The organism is Helicobacter pylori oki112 (genome assembly GCF_000600085.1).
Lineage (GTDB): Bacteria > Campylobacterota > Campylobacteria > Campylobacterales > Helicobacteraceae > Helicobacter > Helicobacter pylori_CY.
This window is the reverse complement of sequence record NZ_CP006821.1, coordinates 461,090-479,064: the sequence shown is the minus strand read 5'-3', so window position 1 is coordinate 479,064 and position 17,975 is coordinate 461,090. Positions and strand designations below refer to the sequence as shown.

The 17,975-nt window shown below is 38.6% G+C and carries 21 protein-coding genes; 7 read left to right on the top strand and 14 right to left on the bottom strand.

The genetic code is table 11. The features are described 5' to 3' along the window. The first annotated feature begins 1 nt into the window (after position 1). From HPOKI112_RS02340 to HPOKI112_RS02330, 3 genes are all read left to right on the top strand, one after another. A complete protein-coding gene (locus HPOKI112_RS02340; protein ID WP_025275755.1) occupies positions 2-1,222 on the top strand; it encodes a bifunctional 2-C-methyl-D-erythritol 4-phosphate cytidylyltransferase/2-C-methyl-D-erythritol 2,4-cyclodiphosphate synthase in 1,221 nt (406 codons plus the stop codon). A gap of 31 nt (positions 1,223-1,253) precedes the next feature. Further along, positions 1,254-2,150 carry an OriC activity response regulator gene (locus tag HPOKI112_RS02335; RefSeq protein ID WP_025275754.1) on the top strand — a complete coding sequence of 299 codons (897 nt, stop codon included), beginning with the start codon at positions 1,254-1,256 and terminating at the stop codon, positions 2,148-2,150. 255 nt (positions 2,151-2,405) lie between these two features. Then, entirely contained in the window at positions 2,406-3,242 is an 837-nt protein-coding gene (locus HPOKI112_RS02330; protein ID WP_080276258.1) for a 5'-3' exonuclease, read from the top strand. A 94-nt stretch (positions 3,243-3,336) separates the two neighbouring features. On the opposite strand, the gene HPOKI112_RS02325 is transcribed toward HPOKI112_RS02330, so the two are convergent. Continuing rightward, positions 3,337-4,587 (bottom strand): hypothetical protein, encoded by a 1,251-nt coding sequence (locus HPOKI112_RS02325; RefSeq protein WP_025309685.1) that lies wholly within the window; start codon positions 4,585-4,587, stop codon positions 3,337-3,339. A 167-nt stretch (positions 4,588-4,754) separates the two neighbouring features. Between HPOKI112_RS02325 and HPOKI112_RS02320 the strand changes: the two genes are divergently transcribed. The 4 genes from HPOKI112_RS02320 (at position 4,755) to fur (ending at position 7,786) form a co-directional block, all read left to right on the top strand. Beyond that, complete coding sequence (locus HPOKI112_RS02320) at positions 4,755-5,621, top strand: DnaJ family protein (protein ID WP_025276753.1); 867 nt, start codon at positions 4,755-4,757, stop codon at positions 5,619-5,621. Positions 5,622-5,630: 9 nt separating this feature from the next. Then, positions 5,631-6,002 carry a heat shock protein transcriptional repressor HspR gene (locus tag HPOKI112_RS02315; RefSeq protein WP_025276752.1) on the top strand — a complete coding sequence of 124 codons (372 nt, stop codon included), beginning with the start codon at positions 5,631-5,633 and terminating at the stop codon, positions 6,000-6,002. Continuing rightward, a complete protein-coding gene (locus tag HPOKI112_RS02310) occupies positions 5,999-7,174 on the top strand; it encodes a replication-associated recombination protein A (RefSeq protein WP_025309684.1) in 1,176 nt (391 codons plus the stop codon). Before HPOKI112_RS02315 ends, HPOKI112_RS02310 begins: the two co-directional genes overlap by 4 nt. A gap of 159 nt (positions 7,175-7,333) precedes the next feature. Next, positions 7,334-7,786: a ferric iron uptake transcriptional regulator gene (gene fur / locus HPOKI112_RS02305; RefSeq protein ID WP_000825001.1), complete on the top strand. Its 453-nt coding sequence runs from the start codon at positions 7,334-7,336 to the stop codon at positions 7,784-7,786. Positions 7,787-7,805: 19 nt separating this feature from the next. Here fur and HPOKI112_RS02300 read toward each other — a convergent pair whose 3' ends face one another. From HPOKI112_RS02300 to rpsO, 13 genes are all read right to left on the bottom strand, one after another. After that, positions 7,806-8,303: a DUF2147 domain-containing protein gene (locus tag HPOKI112_RS02300; RefSeq protein WP_023526732.1), complete on the bottom strand. Its 498-nt coding sequence runs from the start codon at positions 8,301-8,303 to the stop codon at positions 7,806-7,808. Continuing rightward, the gene (locus HPOKI112_RS02295; protein WP_025275748.1) at positions 8,300-8,836 is read right to left on the bottom strand and encodes a YhcH/YjgK/YiaL family protein; all 537 of its coding nucleotides are present in this window, start codon (positions 8,834-8,836) and stop codon (positions 8,300-8,302) included. Before HPOKI112_RS02295 ends, HPOKI112_RS02300 begins: the two co-directional genes overlap by 4 nt. Before the next feature lie 28 nt (positions 8,837-8,864). Continuing rightward, the gene (fliY, locus tag HPOKI112_RS02290; protein ID WP_025276749.1) at positions 8,865-9,728 is read right to left on the bottom strand and encodes a flagellar motor switch protein FliY; all 864 of its coding nucleotides are present in this window, start codon (positions 9,726-9,728) and stop codon (positions 8,865-8,867) included. Positions 9,729-9,731: 3 nt separating this feature from the next. After that, positions 9,732-10,796: a flagellar motor switch protein FliM gene (fliM, locus tag HPOKI112_RS02285; RefSeq protein WP_025309683.1), complete on the bottom strand. Its 1,065-nt coding sequence runs from the start codon at positions 10,794-10,796 to the stop codon at positions 9,732-9,734. After that, the gene (locus tag HPOKI112_RS02280; RefSeq protein WP_025309682.1) at positions 10,789-11,565 is read right to left on the bottom strand and encodes an RNA polymerase sigma factor FliA; all 777 of its coding nucleotides are present in this window, start codon (positions 11,563-11,565) and stop codon (positions 10,789-10,791) included. Before HPOKI112_RS02280 ends, fliM begins: the two co-directional genes overlap by 8 nt. Then, positions 11,543-11,857 (bottom strand): hypothetical protein, encoded by a 315-nt coding sequence (locus tag HPOKI112_RS02275; RefSeq protein WP_000867999.1) that lies wholly within the window; start codon positions 11,855-11,857, stop codon positions 11,543-11,545. The genes HPOKI112_RS02280 and HPOKI112_RS02275 overlap by 23 nt, the downstream gene beginning before the upstream one ends. Positions 11,858-11,863: 6 nt before the next feature. Continuing rightward, entirely contained in the window at positions 11,864-12,748 is an 885-nt protein-coding gene (ylxH, locus tag HPOKI112_RS02270) for a flagellum site-determining protein YlxH (protein ID WP_024115935.1), read from the bottom strand. Further along, positions 12,745-14,121: a flagellar biosynthesis protein FlhF gene (flhF, locus tag HPOKI112_RS02265; protein ID WP_025309681.1), complete on the bottom strand. Its 1,377-nt coding sequence runs from the start codon at positions 14,119-14,121 to the stop codon at positions 12,745-12,747. The genes ylxH and flhF overlap by 4 nt, the downstream gene beginning before the upstream one ends. Further along, positions 14,118-14,606: a 2-amino-4-hydroxy-6-hydroxymethyldihydropteridine diphosphokinase gene (gene folK / locus HPOKI112_RS02260; RefSeq protein ID WP_025309680.1), complete on the bottom strand. Its 489-nt coding sequence runs from the start codon at positions 14,604-14,606 to the stop codon at positions 14,118-14,120. The genes flhF and folK overlap by 4 nt, the downstream gene beginning before the upstream one ends. Then, positions 14,606-15,679 (bottom strand): aminopeptidase, encoded by a 1,074-nt coding sequence (locus HPOKI112_RS02255; protein WP_025276744.1) that lies wholly within the window; start codon positions 15,677-15,679, stop codon positions 14,606-14,608. The genes folK and HPOKI112_RS02255 overlap by 1 nt, the downstream gene beginning before the upstream one ends. A 13-nt stretch (positions 15,680-15,692) precedes the next feature. Then, positions 15,693-16,196, bottom strand: coding sequence for a type II 3-dehydroquinate dehydratase (gene aroQ / locus HPOKI112_RS02250; protein WP_000699284.1), 504 nt, complete (start codon positions 16,194-16,196; stop codon positions 15,693-15,695). Positions 16,197-16,324: 128 nt separating this feature from the next. After that, positions 16,325-17,614, bottom strand: coding sequence for an O-antigen ligase family protein (locus HPOKI112_RS02245; RefSeq protein WP_025309679.1), 1,290 nt, complete (start codon positions 17,612-17,614; stop codon positions 16,325-16,327). A 30-nt stretch (positions 17,615-17,644) separates the two neighbouring features. Further along, positions 17,645-17,917 carry a 30S ribosomal protein S15 gene (rpsO, locus tag HPOKI112_RS02240; protein WP_025276742.1) on the bottom strand — a complete coding sequence of 91 codons (273 nt, stop codon included), beginning with the start codon at positions 17,915-17,917 and terminating at the stop codon, positions 17,645-17,647. Positions 17,918-17,975: the final 58 nt, after the last annotated feature.

Sequence of the window (17,975 nt, the reverse complement as noted above, 5' to 3'; positions counted from 1 at the left end):
CATGTCTTTGATTAGAGTGAATGGAGAAGATTTTAAACTCTCTTTAGAAAGTTTAGAAGAAGACCCTTTTGAAACTAAAGAAACGCTAGAAACGCTTATCAAACAAACGAGCGTTGTTTTATTGGCCGCTGGGGAGTCTAAGCGTTTTTCTCAAACCATCAAAAAACAATGGTTGCGCTCTAATCATACCCCCTTATGGCTCAGCGTTTATGAGAGCTTTAAAGAAGCCCTAGACTTTAAAGAAATCATTCTGGTTGTAAGCGGATTGGATTATATTTATATCCAACGCCATTACCCTGAAATCAAGCTTGTAAAAGGCGGGACATCAAGGCAAGAATCCGTCCGTAACGCTTTAAAAATAATTGATAGCGCTTACACGCTCACCAGTGATGTGGCTAGGGGTTTAGCCAATATGGAAACGCTTAAAAGTTTGTTTTTAACCCTCCAACAAACGAGCCATTATTGCATCGCTCCTTACTTGCCTTGCTATGACACAGCGATCTATTATAACGAGGCTTTAGATAGAGAGGCGATCAAACTCATTCAAACCCCGCAATTAAGCCACACCAAAGCGCTCCAATCAGCCCTAAACCAAGGGGATTTTAAAGATGAAAGCAGCGCGATTTTACAAGCTTTCCCTGATCGTGTGAGTTATATTGAAGGCAGTAAAAATTTGCACAAACTCACCACAAGCGGCGATTTGAAACATTTCGCGCTCTTTTTCAACCCAGCAAAAGACACTTTTATCGGCATGGGTTTTGATACGCATGCGTTCATTAAAGATAAGCCTATGGTTTTAGGGGGGGTTGTTTTGGATTGCGAGTTTGGGTTAAAGGCTCATAGCGATGGCGATGCTTTGTTGCATGCGGTTATTGATGCGATTTTAGGAGCGATTAAAGGGGGGGATATTGGCGAATGGTTCCCTGATAATGACCCCAAATACAAAAACGCCTCTTCTAAAGAGCTTTTAAAAATCGTGTTGGATTTTTCTCAAAGCATTGGGTTTGAATTGTTTGAAATGGGGGCGACCATCTTTAGCGAAATCCCTAAAATCACTCCTTACAAACCGGCGATTTTAGAGAATTTGAGCCAACTTTTAGGTTTAGAAAAATCTCAAATCAGCTTGAAAGCCACTACAATGGAAAAAATGGGGTTCATTGGCAAACAAGAAGGGCTGTTAGTCCAAGCACATGTGAGCATGCGTTATAAACAAAAACTTTAAATGTGATAAAATGTGATAAAAGGAAGAATTGATGAAAATCTTAATCATTGAAGACGATTTAGCGCTAGCCAGGAGTATTTCGCATAATTTGCATGATTTAGGGCATTTTTGCGAGATCATCTCTAGCATTTCAGAAGAAAATAAAGAGCCTTATGATGTGATTTTGGTTTCTTCTAAGGTTTGCACTCAAGGGCGTTGCGAACACTTTGTGCGTTATAATTCCAAGCAAATCATTATCATGATGGCTTCGCATGTCAATGAAGATGGCGTGAATAAACCCATTCAAGCGGGAGCGAGAGATTATATTCTAAAACCTTTTAAAATGGATGAATTGTTGCGTAAGATCCAATACCACAAAGCCTACCAAGAAATGACCGCTCGCTTGGGATTTTATGAAAATTACTTAGACTTTATCCATGCGGAATTGCCCTTGCCTAAAGATTTTTCTTACCGGCCGCCCTTTATCATCCACACGCCCTCTCAAGAGCTTGCGAACGCTTATTTGTTGCAATACGCTAAAGAAAGGCAAACGGATTTTTCTTTTTTCTCTTTAAAGGATACCACTTGGAAAGATCTATACAAGAATAAAGACAAACTGGAACGCCCTTTTTACATCATGCATTTAGAAGAGCTTAAAAAAGATGAGCAATTGAAATTGTTAGAATTGGCCCGTTCATGCCCTATTGTTTTGTCCTACACCCATAAAGAACCCCTAGAATTTCCTAAAATTGTGAGGATTGAATGCGGCAATAACCCCCTATCTTTGTTCAGCAACCACACGACTTTCCTTTCCATTCAAGAATACGAAAAAGAAGCGATTAGGCATTTTTCTTCTACTTGCACCGATACGGAATTGGCCAACAAGCTTGGCATTAGCCGCAAAAGCCTTTGGGAAAAACGCCGGAAATATAACTTACCGCGCAAATAAAAGAAAACCCTTAAGCTCCGTTTTCATTGGGCGTTTGATCATCAAATGCAAGAATGCCCAAAGCGTTTTTACAATCAAAAGAGCTAGAGCAAGCGATAACCTCTCAAAATTTAGCGTATTTAATGAGAATAGAGTTAATTATTATTAAAATAACTTATTATTTGCTATATATTTACTATAATAGTTTAACTTTTAAAAAAGAGAAATTCAACTTAAGGATTAACCATTAGACAAGCGTTTAACAAAACAAGATTCATGCATTCAAGAACTCTTTTACTAGACATTGATTGCGTTATCCCTAATATTGTTAGGCGTTTGCTTTCTAATAAAACGCTCCCTAAAAGATTCGCCGCTTACAGCTTGCAAGAAGTGGGCGTTATTTTTCTTACCACTCAAATTTTATCCATCATGCACAAAACCCGTTGCTCTAAAACGCTCTTTTTTATCACTAGGGGCAGAGAGAGTTTCCGCTACCAGCTGTGCGATCATTACAAACAAAAACGCCACCAATTTGATGAAGATTTTAAAGCCCTTCTAAGAACCCTAAAAATCGCCATCGTGGAAAAATACCCCCTAAAAAAAGGGGCTAAAATCCAGGGCGAACATTGTTTTGAATATGAAGCCGATGATATTATCTCTTTTTACAAAAAGAAAGACCCCAACAATTATGTGATAGCCAGCATGGATAAGGATATTTTGTATTCCAATAGAGGCTCTCATTTCAATCTCAAAACCAACGCTTTTTTTAATGTGAGCCAAAAAGAGGCTCATTTTTTTGCTTATTACCAGTGCGTTGTGGGGGATAAGGGGGATAATATTAAAGGGGTCAAAGGGATTGGTGGCTTCAACTATAAAGATTTTTTAAACGAAGACGCTAAAGAACATGAGCTGTGGGAGCAGATCATTCAAGCGTTCAAAATTAAAGAAGATTTGAGCGACAGCGAAGCTAAAGAAAAGGCTCTTTTAAACATGCGTTTAGTCAATATGCACCAGATGACCCGCCATGGCGTGATCAAACTATGGGAGCCTGAGTTTAAAAAAACTTTTTTCCCTAAAAAACCCCAAAGACCTGATTTTAAAAGAATTTCTTAAAACAAAAACTTCTTTTAATGTTGATTTTTTAAAAAAGAAATTACCGCTTGCTTTATGGCAAACTCTTCACTATTGATTGTAAAAATGGTATTTTTTAAAACAAAAACTTCCCAAAAAAGACAAAAGAACTATTTCCAAGACTTTTTCTCGTGGCTTTAGAATTATAAGCATACACATACCCCCCACCCATATCAAAAGACAAACTCCTATGAGTCCAAACCCTAAAACTGCTCATTAAAGAATATTCTTGGTAATCCCCAAAAGCCACCATCGCGTCTAAACGCACCCTTTTAGTCTTAAGCCCTAAAAAAACATAGCCTGAAATGCTAGAGTTTGCAAAATAAATCGCTGGCACACCGGGCGCGTTGATCCCACGGCCATAGAATTTAGTCCTGTCGTTAAAAGTCCATAGATAGCCCTTATTGTTCCTTGCCGGAACGATATAAAAACCCGTTCCAAAATTAAAAATTTTGTATTTAAAAGTTTGATCGATCAAAAACAAGCCGGCATTTTTAGCGCTCGTAGCACTATCAGTGTTGCCGTATTGATACATGCCATGCACTAGAGTGTGCGAAGTGAAACCCTTAGCTAAAGAAGCGTCATACTCCAACTTACCCCCCACTTGCACTAAAACGTTTTGGGTGGGCAAAGGCAAGCGGGTGTCCGTTAAAATAAAAGGCACCACTTTAAGATTTTCATGCCTGTATTCTGTGCCTAAAACAAACACTTCCCCCCCTACATACAAGCGTTTAGACACAGGATCATAAGACGCTAGAGCGTTTAGGGAAGTAGCGATCCGATTCCCTTGCTCTTTGTTGATTTGATGCCCGTTATAAAGCATGCTATCCATAAAAATCCCAAAATAACGCATGGAATTTTGCTTAAAAGCCACAGAAACCCCTTGAATATTGCCCCCTATCCAATCAAAATCCACAAAATCGGTATTGAAACGCCCTAAAGCGATTTTAAAACGCTGGTTAGTGTATTGAAGATACGCATCAGAAACATCGCCAGCGCTCAAATAAGGTTTAATGTTGTTAGGGTTACCAAAAAAATTCCCTAGACTGATGTAAAGGTTAGCCAAACGCTGTTTGTTATAAATATTCCAAGCCCCAATCGCTCCAATACCAAAGGACCACCCGTTGCTATAAGAAAAATCCACCCCAAGACGCGCTAAAGCCCCTACATAGCTGTGAGGGTTTTTTTGCGCCCCTTGATTATACAATAGCCCCAAATAGCCAAAAGGTTTGACTGCGATTTCTAAAGCTTTCAAAGACAGACCATTTAAAAAAAGGATCCATAACGCTAAATAATAATATCTTTTCTTATTTTTCTTATACTGCATTAAAAACTCATCGTGGATTTAAACTCAATATTTTAGTTAAAATTCCTTTTAATTGCGCTGAAACGGGTTTAAAATCTCCATTACCTAAAAGCATTATCAATAAACTTGATTGACTAACACTAAAGATTTATGATAGTATTCTAATAAAACTATTTTAAAGGTGATTCATGAGCAAGAGTTTATACCAAACTTTAAACGTGAGCGAAAACGCCAGCCAAGACGAAATCAAAAAATCCTACCGCCGTTTAGCCAGACAATACCACCCGGATTTGAATAAAACCAAAGAAGCCGAAGAAAAATTCAAAGAAATCAACGCCGCTTATGAAATTTTAAGCGACGAAGAAAAACGCCGCCAATACGATCAGTTTGGCGATAACATGTTTGGCGGGCAGAATTTCAGCGATTTTGCTAAAAGCCGTAGCGCCAGTGAAGATTTGGACGATATTTTAAGCTCTATTTTTGGGAAAGGAGGCTTTTCGCAAAGATTTTCTCAAAACTCGCAAGGCTTTTCTGGCTTTAATTTTTCCAATTTCGCCCCTGAAAATTTAGACATGACCGCCACTTTAAATGTCTCTGTTTTAGACACCCTTTTAGGCAATAAAAAACAAGTGAGCATCAATAATGAGACTTTTAGCCTTAAAATCCCTATCGGCGTAGAAGAGGGCGAAAAAATCAGGGTTCGCAACAAGGGGAAAATGGGGCGAACGGGTAGGGGCGATTTGCTCTTGCAGATCCATATTGAAGAAGATGAAATTTATAGGCGCGAAAAAGACGATATTATCCAAATCTTTGATTTACCCTTAAAGACGGCTCTTTTTGGAGGGAAAATTGAAATCGCTACTTGGCATAAAACCTTAACCCTAACCATTCCCCCTAACACCAAAGCGATGCAAAAATTCCGCATTAAAGAAAAAGGGATCAAAAACAGAAAAACTTCGCATGTGGGGGATTTGTATTTGCAAGCTCGTTTGATCTTGCCTAAAACGGAAACGCTTTCTAATGAGTTGAAAGCGTTATTAGAAAAAGAATTGTAAGGAGGAATCGTGTGCGATTATGATGAACCGCTTTATTTGATAAGCGTCGTGGCTAAAATCTTAGGCGTGCACCCTCAAACCTTGCGCCAATACGAAAAAGAGGGTTTGATAGAGCCTAGCAGGACTGATGGGAAAATGCGCTTGTATTCCCAACGAGACATGGACAAAATCAAAACGATTTTACGCCTTACAAGGGATATGGGGGTTAATCTAGCGGGCGTGGATATTATCTTGCGTTTAAAAGAAAAGCTCGATGAATTAGACAATCTCAATAAAGAACTGCAAGACGCTCTGCAAAAACACTCTAAAAACACCAAAACCCCAATGAAAAATTTAAACACCCCTATGAATTTTTACGAATTGATTTTATTTAAAAAATGAGCCTGACTTCGCTTTTAAACCCCACAAGCCTAGAAGATTTTTTAGGCCAAGAGCATCTAATAGGGAAAGACGCCCCCTTATTTAAAGCCCTACAATCCAAACACTTCCCCCATGCCTTTTTCTATGGCCCTCCTGGCGTGGGCAAAACAAGCCTGGCTCAAATCATCGCCCGCATGCTAGGGCGCCCCATTCTTTTATTCAATGCGACGGATTTCAAGCTAGAGGATTTGCGCCTTAAGCTTAAAAATTACCAAAACACCCTTTTAAAACCCGTTGTTTTTATTGATGAAACCCACAGATTGAATAAAACCCAACAAGAATTTTTACTCCCCATTATGGAAAAAGATCACGCTTTAATCTTAGGGGCTAGCACGCAAGATCCTAATTACAGCCTAAGCCATGCGATCCGCTCAAGAAGTTTTATTTTTGAATTAACCCCCCTAAACAAGAGCGATTTAGACAAGCTTTGCGTTAAAGCTTTAACATTGCTCAAAAAACAAATAGAGCCTAGCGCTAAAACCTATCTTTTAAACAACAGCGCTGGCGATGCTAGAGCGTTATTAAACCTTTTAGATTTGAGCGCCAAAATAGAAAATCCTATCACTTTAGAAACCCTACAATCCTTACGGCCTCATAGCCTGAATGACGGATCTTATAGCGATGATACGCATTATAACCTTACTAGCGCGTTAATCAAATCTTTAAGAGGGAGCGATGAAAACGCTTCCATCTATTATCTGGCGCGCTTGATTGCTGGCGGGGAAAACCCGGAATTTATCGCCAGAAGGTTGGTGGTTTTTGCGAGCGAAGATATTGGTAACGCTAACCCAAACGCCCTTAATTTAGCCTCTTCTTGCTTGTTTGCAGTCAAACAAATCGGCTACCCTGAAGCGCGCATTATTTTAAGCCAGTGCGTGATTTATCTGGCTTGTTCGCCTAAATCCAACACGGCTTATAGAGCGATCAATCAGGCTTTGGATTGCGTTCAAAAAGGCTCACTCTACCCTATTCCTAAACACCTTCTGCCTAACGCTAAAGACTACCTTTACCCGCACAATTATAACGGCTATGTCAAACAAGATTATTTAGAAAAACCCCTAAATCTGGTTTCTTCTCAAGGCATAGGGTTTGAAAAAACCCTTTTAGAATGGCTTGATAAAATAAGAAATTGATCTTATCAGTTACATTAAAATGCGACAATGGTAATAAAAAATCAATATTTTTTGATTAAATTAAAATAATAATGAGTTTTATCTATGTTTCATCGCATTATTATTGTATAATAATATTCTAGTTATAAAAATCATTTTACGGATAAGGGAAATATCAGCATGAAAAGATTAGAAACTTTAGAATCCATTTTAGAGCGCTTGAGGATGTCTATCAAAAAAAACGGACTCAAAAATTCAAAACAAAGGGAAGAAGTGGTGAGCGTTTTGTATCGCAGCGGCACACACCTAAGCCCTGAAGAAATCACGCATTCTATCCGTCAAAAGGACAAAAACACCAGCATTTCTTCAGTCTATCGCATTTTGAATTTCTTAGAAAAAGAAAATTTTATCTGTGTTTTAGAGACTTCAAAAAGCGGTCGGCGCTATGAAATTGCGGCTAAAGAACACCATGATCACATCATTTGTTTGCATTGCGGTAAGATCATTGAATTTGCAGACCCTGAAATCGAACAACGCCAGAATGAAGTCGTTAAAAAATATCAAGCCAAACTGATTAGTCATGACATGAAAATGTTTGTGTGGTGTAAAGAATGCCAAGAGAGTGAATGTTAAAAAATTTTAAAGAAGAAGCTTAGATAGGGCTATCTTTAATGGTTTTAAGGACTTCATTCAAGTCAAAACGCTTGAGTTTTAGATTTTTGATTTCTTCATCGCTCAAGCGTTTCCAAGTGAAAGTCTTGCCGACATACCCCCATTTGTCATAGCTTGAAGTGAATTCTAAATCCCCGTTTGAATTTTGAGTAACCCTTACATAGTAGGTCTTGCCGTCATAAAAATTATACGCTTTACCGCCTTTATAAGATCGTTTTCCAACCTTAATCAAATCGCTTAAAAACACCACGCCTTTATCGCTGCGATTCCTCAGTTTTGGGTTAGGATTAAGCTTGTCTTTTCTGGCTTTAGAGCCATCCACATCAGAAATACCATAGGCATAGAACTTCCCATTATGCTCAAAAAACTCCACAAAAGAGCTTTTCATGTATAAAAATTCTTGAGTTTGATAAATTCCAGGCAACTCTACAGCCCCTAAAAAACAACAAAAAACTATAACAAGACTCACCAATTTCATAATTTTAATTTGATCAACCCTTTGGGCACTTTAACGACCGCTTTAAAAATCGGCTCTTCCCTATATTTTTCAAAAGACTCTCCATAAAACCTCAACGCATGCGCATCGTTTTCAAAAAAAATAGCCAGCATGCCCACATCTAAACGCAAAAAAGAAGTCTCTTGAACCGGCTCATAAACGATCAAATCTTTTTTTTCATCGTAAGGGTTTTTAATGACAGCTTGATTGATACCCACCGCTTTAGCCCCCTCAACGCCTTTGACAATCAGCTGGAAATCCACATATTTTTTGTGGCTTTCAAAAAAGCCTTTCTCGCTTTCTTTGGCATGCTCTAAACAATAACTCTGCTCTATGCTAAAGATGCCATGCCCTAAAGGCGTTTGAAATTCTGTATTAGGAGCAAGGTTCAAAACCCTTTGATTCGCTCCACTGCCCTTTTGCATGACCTCTTTTAAATACGCATGCAAAATTTCTAATTCTTGCGTTTTTTTAAACAAATGCCCAAGCGAGCCTAATTCCCCAAAAATAGCCATAATCCTTCCTTTTTTACTCTAAAATGGTTTAATTTTTCAGTTGCTCTAAGCGTTCCTTTTTAGTGCCAATATCCGTGATCTGAATACCAAAATTCCCATCCACGATCACCACTTCGCCCTTAGCGATCACCTTATCATCTACAAGAATTTCCAAAGGGTCATTCACCAATTGATCCAACTCCACCACGCTCCCTATATCCATAGAGACCACATCTTTTAAAATCATCTTTTTTTGCCCGATGCGCACCTTAACATTCAATTTCACATCTAAAAGCATGCTAATATTGCGGATTTCTATGTTTTCTAAAGACGCATCATGGGTTTTAACCTCTTCAGCAGCGCCCTCTGTCGTTTCTTCTTTTTCTTCTTGATGCGTTTTTTCAAATTGGCGTTCAAAAGCCGCCGTAGTCAATAAAACGATTTGGCTTTCTTTGATGGCTTCCATTTTAAAAGAAAACACCACCGCTTTAGCGTAATCTTCTTTTTTAGGAAGCTCTTTAGCGATTTCAGCGTTCGTGGTAGTGAAATTGAGTTTGGGGAGCAATTCTTGAGACTTCAAGCTTGTAGCGATCGCACCAAAAATATTAGAAGCCATTTCTTTAAAAGCATCTAAATCGTCATTATCCATTTCTTCCTTACTCGCCCCCTCACCTCCTAGCATCAAATCGCTTAAAGCGGTAACTAAAACTACCGGAGCCAGTAATTCAATAGAGCTCTCTTCTTTTTCAATCGCGCTAATTTTAACTCTTGCATAAGGCGCGCTGATTAATTTCAAAAAAGATTCGTCGCTACTAGAAATTTCTTTTTCTAATCCCACGCTTGGAGCCTTACCCACCAACCCTTCTAAAGTAGAAACAACCTCTTGAATAAAAATTTTAATAAAATCTTGCATTTCTCACTCTTCTTCTATTTTCATAATATCGCCCACTTTGCCTCTGCGCTGTTCTTCTAGCATTTCTAAAATTTCTTTAGTGCGTTCTTTTTCGCTATAGATCACTTCTTTAATTTGAATGGTTTTCCTATACCCTTGAAACCCCACGCTCGCTAAATAACGCTTTTTTTTATGCACATACACGCTCACTTCATCATTAGCGATCTTATTCAACCGGATAGTATCCCCCACATCTAAATCTAACATTTCTTTCAAACTCAATTCCACCGCACCCAAAAACACCATCATATCCACGCTCACCCCGCTCAATAACGCTTGCAATTCCTTATTACGGCTCTTTTTGGAATTCGTTTCTGAAAGCATCAAATCCCTACTCCCCATTTTAGAAAGAATGCTCTCAATGGAAATCACCGGGTAACAAATATTCATCATCCCACGACTATGCCCAATAATAATCTCTAAAACCACCATGATAGAAATTTCATTTTGAGCGACTATCTGAACCACATTCGCGCTGGATTCTTTAGCGTCAATGGTAGGAAACATCTCCACCACGGGCGACCACACTTCTTTTAAAATTTGCATCACTTGGCGTAAAATCGTATCCAATAAATTCAATTCAATATCGCTAAACTCCCTACTTTGATCATACGCGCTCCCCTTACCCCCTAATAGTCTGTCAATCATAGGGAAAGCGATGCTGGGATTGATTTCTAAAACCCCTGTTCCTCCAATAGGCTTCATAGAAAAAACATTAAAACTCGTAGGGCTAGGCAAACTCATCAAAAACTCGCCATAAGTCATTTGATCCACGCTATGGAGCTGAATTTCCACAATAGAACGCATGATAGAAGAAACTTGACTGGAAAGATTCCTAGCCATTTTATCATGGATGCTCCTAAAAGAGCGCAGTTGCTCCTTACTCACACGATTAGGGCGTTTGAAATCATAGAGGGTTACGCTGCGTTGCGGGATAATATCTTTTTTTTGGACATTTTGAATATCCACATTTTCATCAACGACTTCTAAAAGCGCATCAATTTCTTCTTGGCTTAAAATATCAGCCATGATCCACTCCTAAGGATTTACGCACCTTTTTAATCACTTCTTTAATGATTTGAGAAATGCGCGATTCAGTAATGCCTAAAATCTCTTTAATCTCGCTCAGATTCAACTCTTCAAAGTAATAAAGCTGGATAAGGATTTGCTCTCTTTCGCTCATTTGATTCAGCGCTTTTTGGACATGCTCTAACAATTCTTCTGCTTCAATTTTTTTAGTGATTTCATCTTGCTCAATCGCATTGAATTGTTCGTCTATTGGCACTAACGCATAAATATCTGAAGCCGTTTTGGCTTCTTTAATTTTTTCAATATTTTCGCCTAAAGTTTGCGCTAAATACGCATCGCTAGGCTCTTTCCCATGCTCATTAAGGTGTTTGGTGATTTCAATATCAATGCTTTTAATCAGCTTTCTGTTGGAGCGAGAAATCACATCTAAAGAGCGCAAATAATCTAGCATCGCCCCATTGACACGAGTTTTAGCATACCCCCAAAAAGAATCGTTTAACGCGCTCTCATAACGCCTGGCTAATTTAATCAATTCTTCAGTGCCAATAGAAACCAGATCGTTAAAATCAATAGAGCTGGGCAAGCGTTCTTTCAAACGAAACGCCATAGCGCGCACGGCCGGTAAATACTGGATAGCGAGCGCGTCTTGATAGTGGTGTTGCTGCTTATCATAGGCGTTCAAAACCTTTTCTATATTTTTTTCGCTTGTTTCGCTTGTTTGAGTTTTTTGAATTTCTTTGGGCATTCTATTTTCCATCATCAAAATCATAACTTCTAATGTATTCTAAAATATTAGCCACTTCTTTTTCCCTGTTCTTAAACTCATGGTTGAAACGAAGCAAGCTCTCTTCAGTGCCTTTTTTGTCAAAAAGACAAATATCTAAATCCGTGCAAGCGATAAAAATAGACGCGAACAACAACGCAATCAAGTATCCCCCAAGCGTGGATAACACCGTCCATAATAAAATGCTCTCTGGCTCATTGAATTTCAACACCGAAAACACTAACCCCAAAAAAAACCCTACCACAACAGAAAAATGGATAAAATTTTGCACTTTCATTCAAGCCTACCCCAAATAACTCAAAAGCCTTTTAAAAAAGCTTTTAAAACCTTCTTTTGGTATTTCTAAAGCACCGGTTTCTAATTTAGAAACTAAAAGACCCGCTATCTGATCAATGGATTGCGAAAACAAATCGTTAGGGGCTATTTTTCTCAAAATTTTCCGCTCCCTCACATAGCGTTTCAATAAGGAGCTGTTTTCAATCGCCCCTAAGTAATGCAATTCTAATGAAGCGATATTGTTTTTAGCCACTTTAAACAACCTTTCATAAGTCGCCCTACCCTCTTTAGGTTGGGCTACCATGTTAGCGATAAGAAACAATTCATCTTTATTCTTGGAGTTGATTTTAATGCATGCATACGCATCGGTAATCGCTGAAGGATCGGGGGTGGTAACAATCACCACGCAATCGCTCGCATTCAAAAACGCTTGCGTAGTGGCTCCAATCCCAGCTCCCGTATCAACCACAATATAATCCAAAGAGCTTAAAACCCCCTCTTCATCCACGAATTGATCTAAAGCTTCCGCGCCGCTAATGTATTTTAAAATTTCTTCGCCGCTATCCCCGGGAATTAAGCAAAGCCCGGGTTCAATCTCGCAAATGATTTCTTGCAATTTGGCTTCACCCTTTAAGGCGTGCAAGATATTTTTATGGGTTTTCACCCCAAAAATCACGTCTAAATTCGCTAAACCAATATCCGCATCAAACACCCCTACCTTATAACCTTTCTTGTATAAAGCATAAGCTAAATTAGCGCTAATGTTGGATTTCCCCACGCCTCCCTTACCGCTTGTGATAGCGATGAATTTGGTATTCCCTTTATTGTCAAAAAAACTTTTGGGGTTTTTAATATTTATCAAATTATCTAAGCGACTCGCTTGATTGTTCATGCTTGTTCCTTATTAGGGTTACTAAAGCCATCTAGCATGCAATCCACTAAATATTCATTAGTAGCCACTTTCAAATCCATAGGCACTTCTTGCCCAACAGAAAGATAGCTGATAGGCTTTTGGCTTTCATGCACTAAAGAAAACAAATTCCCTAACCCCCTACTCTCATCTAATTTCGTAAAGATTAAAGTGTCAATCCCTAACACCCCAAAAGAATCATAAATATCTTTCATGTCTTCATACTTAGTGGTAACTGAAAGCACTAAGGACACATCAATATTATAACCCCCATCTATAAATTCTTTCAAACCGGCAATTTTTTCTTTATCGTATTGCGAATGCCCTGTCGTATCCACTAAAATAAAATCGCAGTATTCCAACGCTTCAATTTCTTTAGCAAAATCTTTAGTGTCAATCACCGCTTCTATACTCATTTTCATTTTATTAGCATACCAGCTTAATTGCTCCAAAGCCCCAATGCGATAATTGTCTAAAGTGATAATGCCCACCTTGTATTTTTTAGCTAGCATCCTAGAATAGCGTGCGGCTAATTTAGCTAAAGTCGTCGTTTTCCCCACGCCTGTTGGCCCTACAAGCATTAAAATGCGTTTTTGCCTTAAATTCAAATCTTCAGGGCGGCACAAGATCATTTTGCGCAACACTTCTCTAAAATAACGCTTAATCGTTACGGAATTTTCCCGCATGCGTAAAGGCATCAATTCCAAGCTCAATTGCATGATTTCATCTAAATGGCTGGGTTTCATCCCGCTTTGTTTGGCCAGTTTGTAAATTTCTGCAAATTCTTGAGGGATATTGATAGAATTGGGGTTTTTCTCATCCCAAAACATGTTTTGAATGAGTTTCAGGCTGTCTCTGATTTTACTTAATTGCAAATTGATGTCTTTAATTTCTTCTTCTTGTTTGACTTCTCTTTTTTCTCTTTCTTTTTTATGGTTGGCTTCATCTTTTAAAGCTTGCAATAAAGCGTCTTGTTTATTAGCCTCTAAAGGCGCATCCTCTAATGGAGCGTCTTTTTCTAAAAGGGTCTTATTTTTTGAAAAACTATAGTTGTGCTGACTGGATGAAACCCCGGCGAGTTTGCGCATTTCTTCTACAGTGCTTGAAAGCTGCATGACCACATCTTCTTCATTCAATTCTTCATCATACAAACTTTCTGGAATAAGGGGGGCTTTAGAGGGTTTGTTTTCATTTTCTTCTTCAACCGCCACAACGATTTCATAAAGCCCAGAAGAAGTGAGCGTTTTTTTACGGATTTCTTGGGTTTTAAACACCAGCGTATCCACCCCATGGTGGCTTTGAGCGATCTTTAAAGCTTCAGCGGCCGTCTCCCCACTATAGGTATAGAATTTCACCACTCCCCTTTTTTAAAAAGAATTTGTTGCAAAGCCAACGGCACTAACACCGAATCCCTTTCACTCCATTTAGGATGAGGTAAAGTCAAATCATTCTGCCTTAAAATGACTTGATTAAAAGCGATAATATCAATGTCTAAAGTTCTTGGAGCGTCTTTAAAATCGCGCTTCCTTTGGCGATCAAAACGCCTTTCTATATAAAACACTAGAGCAAAAAAATGGCGCAAACTTAAAGATGTTTTAAGGATAATCGTAGCGTTATAAAAGTTAGGTTGCTTCGTGTAACCAAAAGGCGGGTTGATATAAATGGGCGAAGAAAAAATTTTCCCGATTTTACTATGATTTTTAAAATACAAAAAACAATTTTTTAATATTTTTAAAGGATTTTTAAGATTAGATCCCAACCCTAAAACCACCCTGTTAGAAAAATCAAGCCTTTTTTTAAAAAGGCTAGGGAAAAAGCGGCTAGTAAGGATCTCTCGCATCACAAAAGCTCAGCCCTAGAATTTTTGATCACCACTAAATCTTCAATGCGCACCCCAAAAAATCCAGGGATATAAATCCCAGGCTCTACAGAAAACACCATGCCCTCTTCTAAAATGGTTCCACTGCGCGATGAAATATAAGGAAGCTCATGGATGTCTAAGCCAATGCCATGCCCGGTGCTGTGAGTGAAATATTGCCCATAACCATAATCGCTAATCACTCCCCTAGCCAAGCCGTCCGCTTCTTTACCGGTCATACCCGCTCTAATGCCTGAAATAGCCTTTTCTTGTGCTTCTTTCACAATGTCATAAATCTTTTGACGCTCTTTATCCTTGAAACTCTGCTCTCTTTTGAAGACAAAATCTTTAGGGTCAAAAAAAGCCGTGCGAGTCCTATCAGAGCAATAGCGTTCGTATTTGATCCCCATATCCAAAAGAATGCTATGCTCCGCTTTTAAAAAATCCTTCGCGCTAGGCAAAGCATGGGGCTTGCTCGCATTCGCATTCAAGGCTAAAATAGGCTCAAAACTCAGATCATAAACCCCCTCTTTAGTCAAAAAGTCCTTAACCTTATGCTGCAAATACCGCTCGCTCAAGGATTCTTTTTCATCAAAAATCTTTTTCACATACTCAGCAAAATTTTCAAAAGCTTCAACATTCAACGCTTGAGATTTTTTGAGGAGTTGGATTTCATGCTCGTTTTTAATGATGCGTTTTTGGCGGTGGTAACTAGGCACGCCCTCTAAAGTAACCCTATCCCCAAGTGCTGAATCTAAACGCTTGTAGGTTTGTAAATTCACTTGATTGGGGTCAAAAAAGAGTTTTTTAACCGAACTTTTTGCGATCAAATCAATCGCGCTTTGTGCTAAATCGCTAGATTCTACCACTTCCGCTAAAACGCCATTTTTAGGCTGAATGCTTTCTTTAGCTTCTTGAGTGTAGCGAGAATCAGTGATAAAAAACGAGCGATCGTCTAATTGCAAAAACAAAGCGTTATCGCAACTATAAGCGCATTCAAAAAACATCGCGTTCTCATTGAGCGTGAAATGCGATTCTCTTTCTAATCCTTTCATGGGTAGCCCCCTTTTATTTTTGATTGTTAATGGGGTTATTAGGATTGTTTTTTTGGGCCTCTTGGAACGCTTTCATTTCGGCTAAAATATTGACCATCGCCATTAAAGCCATGTTGTAGCCAAGCGGGCCAAATCCCATGATCACGCCTCCACAAGCCGCTCCAGTGTAAGAATTTTTCCTGAATTCCTCTCTGGCTTGAATGTTAGTGAGATGCACTTCAATAACGGGTTTGCCCGCTAGCATGATCGCATCTGCAATCGCAATAGAAGTGTGCGAAAACGCTCCAGGGTTAATGATGATCCCTTCATAATCGCTGCCCACGCTCTCTTGGATTTTATCAATGATTTCGCCCTCAAAATTGGTTTGAAAAAACTCTAATTCCACATCTAAATTGCCTTGTTTCACGAAAGTTTGCATGATTTCATGGATTTGGTCTAAAGTTACCATGCCATAAAGTCTTGGGTCTCTGTGTCCTAACATGTTTAAATTAGGCCCTTGAATCACTAAAATTTTCATCATTTATTTCTCCTTGTTTAATATGGAATGAGACCACATTATAGCATAAGTTTTTATCTTACCCCTTAAATCCCCCTAAGAACGCATCACGAGAAACTACCGCTTGACTAACATCAAACCCTTTGATGCTAAAAAACGCTTTTATCCTTTTTTAAAAAAACAGCCATCATGATCATTCCTACAAAAAAACTTCCCGTAATGAAGAAATCAAAGGGGTCAAACCCGATGCCAAAAATGAGGTAAAAAGCGAGTGTCGTTAATATAAAAAACGATATTAAAGAGTTTTGCTTGATCCCGCTCCAAAAAATCTTTACAATTACTAGTAAAAAAAAGAGCCAGATTAAAAAGCCTATGATCCCCCTAGTGGCTAGAACATGAATGATTTGATTGTCGTATCTTTCATAACAAAGAATCAAATCTTTGGCTCTATAAGACTTTGATAAGGATAAAATCTCTTCTAACCTCTGGCATTTCTCGCTAGCGGCCATACCAAAAAAGGGCCTTAAACGCAAAACCGTTAGGGCTTCTTTCCAGCGCTCCAAACGCCACCCGATACTGCTATCAGCGTCCTTTTTAGCGTAGCGTTTCAAATCTTCTTCAAAGCTTTGGTTTTGAACCCTAGATTGCTCTATTGCCCCCTTTTTTTCTAAAGCGTTACTCCCCATATACAAAGCGCTCAAAACAAGACTCACAACCACCATATAACCCAATGGTTTGAGCGATTTTTTGGCGTATAAAATAAAGCAAGAAAGGATCAAAAAAGTAGCTACAAAAGCGATTGTTGCGCTCCTTGTGGCGCTTAAAATAACGACTAAAAACCCCACGAAAACAGAAAGGGTGAAAAAAAGTTTCTCTTTTTGACTTTGCGAATAGAGTGCGTAAATGTAACAGCCTAAAATGGAAACGCTCACTAAAACCACATACTCCTTAACCGTGCTAAACCCTTGTGCTCTGGGCATGTTAAAATAAATTTTTTGTGCCAATGAAAGCAAGCCGTTGATGAAATTTGCAACAGCCATGCTATAAAAAAGGATTTTTTGATTCAATTTGATTCTTAAACGGCTCGCAAAAAGCAAGCATAACGCCCCACAAGCGTAAGTTAAGGACATGTTTAGAGCGAATAAATTGTAGCGGAAAGTTTGGCTATTATACATGTTAAACATGTTAGGGAAGATGCTTAAAAACACGCCTAAAAAAGCCAGAGTAAGCCATTTAAAAGGCATGGTTTTTAAATGATTAATTGCGAAGGTTTCTTTCAAAGACGCTTGGAAATAACACCTAAAAAACAAAAAAACCATTAAAACAATCAATAAGACTTGAGTTAAAGGCTTTTTAAACGAAGTGAGAAAAAAAAGGGCAAAAATGAAAGTGAAAACAGAGTCCGCACTAAAAAAGGCCTTCAAACGCTCTTTCAACACAAACTCGCCACACCCTAAAACCGATAAAAATTATCTGTCTTTAATGCCTAACTTTTCAATCAAAACCACATAACGCGCATGAGCGGTGCGTTTGATGTATTTCAACAAGTTGCGTCTTTGAGCGACTAATTTTAAAAGCCCTAAACGACTGGAATGATCTTTGGGGTTAGCATTTAAATGCTCGGTTAAAAGCTTGATCCTTTCATTCAACAACGCCACTTGCACTTCACAAGAACCCGTATCGTTTTCCTTAGTAGCAAACGCCTTAATGATTTCTTGTTTTTTCTCCAGATTCAAAGCCATAACGACCTCCTAATTGGTAATTTAATAAAGATCGCATTATAGCGTAAAATAAGCTTTT

What these genes read in the sequence shown, in the direction of transcription:
- HPOKI112_RS02340 (WP_025275755.1), top strand. Translation starts at nt 2, where the DNA reads ATGTCTTTGATTAGAGTGAATGGAGAAGATTTTAAACTCTCTTTAGAA.
- HPOKI112_RS02335 (WP_025275754.1), top strand. Translation starts at nt 1,254, where the DNA reads ATGAAAATCTTAATCATTGAAGACGATTTAGCGCTAGCCAGGAGTATT.
- HPOKI112_RS02330 (WP_080276258.1), top strand. Translation starts at nt 2,406, where the DNA reads ATGCATTCAAGAACTCTTTTACTAGACATTGATTGCGTTATCCCTAAT.
- HPOKI112_RS02325 (WP_025309685.1), bottom strand. Translation starts at nt 4,587, where the DNA reads ATGCAGTATAAGAAAAATAAGAAAAGATATTATTATTTAGCGTTATGG.
- HPOKI112_RS02320 (WP_025276753.1), top strand. Translation starts at nt 4,755, where the DNA reads ATGAGCAAGAGTTTATACCAAACTTTAAACGTGAGCGAAAACGCCAGC.
- HPOKI112_RS02310 (WP_025309684.1), top strand. Translation starts at nt 5,999, where the DNA reads ATGAGCCTGACTTCGCTTTTAAACCCCACAAGCCTAGAAGATTTTTTA.
- fur (WP_000825001.1), top strand. Translation starts at nt 7,334, where the DNA reads ATGAAAAGATTAGAAACTTTAGAATCCATTTTAGAGCGCTTGAGGATG.
- HPOKI112_RS02300 (WP_023526732.1), bottom strand. Translation starts at nt 8,303, where the DNA reads ATGAAATTGGTGAGTCTTGTTATAGTTTTTTGTTGTTTTTTAGGGGCT.
- HPOKI112_RS02295 (WP_025275748.1), bottom strand. Translation starts at nt 8,836, where the DNA reads ATGGCTATTTTTGGGGAATTAGGCTCGCTTGGGCATTTGTTTAAAAAA.
- fliY (WP_025276749.1), bottom strand. Translation starts at nt 9,728, where the DNA reads ATGCAAGATTTTATTAAAATTTTTATTCAAGAGGTTGTTTCTACTTTA.
- fliM (WP_025309683.1), bottom strand. Translation starts at nt 10,796, where the DNA reads ATGGCTGATATTTTAAGCCAAGAAGAAATTGATGCGCTTTTAGAAGTC.
- HPOKI112_RS02280 (WP_025309682.1), bottom strand. Translation starts at nt 11,565, where the DNA reads ATGATTTTGATGATGGAAAATAGAATGCCCAAAGAAATTCAAAAAACT.
- HPOKI112_RS02275 (WP_000867999.1), bottom strand. Translation starts at nt 11,857, where the DNA reads ATGAAAGTGCAAAATTTTATCCATTTTTCTGTTGTGGTAGGGTTTTTT.
- ylxH (WP_024115935.1), bottom strand. Translation starts at nt 12,748, where the DNA reads ATGAACAATCAAGCGAGTCGCTTAGATAATTTGATAAATATTAAAAAC.
- folK (WP_025309680.1), bottom strand. Translation starts at nt 14,606, where the DNA reads ATGCGAGAGATCCTTACTAGCCGCTTTTTCCCTAGCCTTTTTAAAAAA.
- HPOKI112_RS02255 (WP_025276744.1), bottom strand. Translation starts at nt 15,679, where the DNA reads ATGAAAGGATTAGAAAGAGAATCGCATTTCACGCTCAATGAGAACGCG.
- aroQ (WP_000699284.1), bottom strand. Translation starts at nt 16,196, where the DNA reads ATGAAAATTTTAGTGATTCAAGGGCCTAATTTAAACATGTTAGGACAC.
- rpsO (WP_025276742.1), bottom strand. Translation starts at nt 17,917, where the DNA reads ATGGCTTTGAATCTGGAGAAAAAACAAGAAATCATTAAGGCGTTTGCT.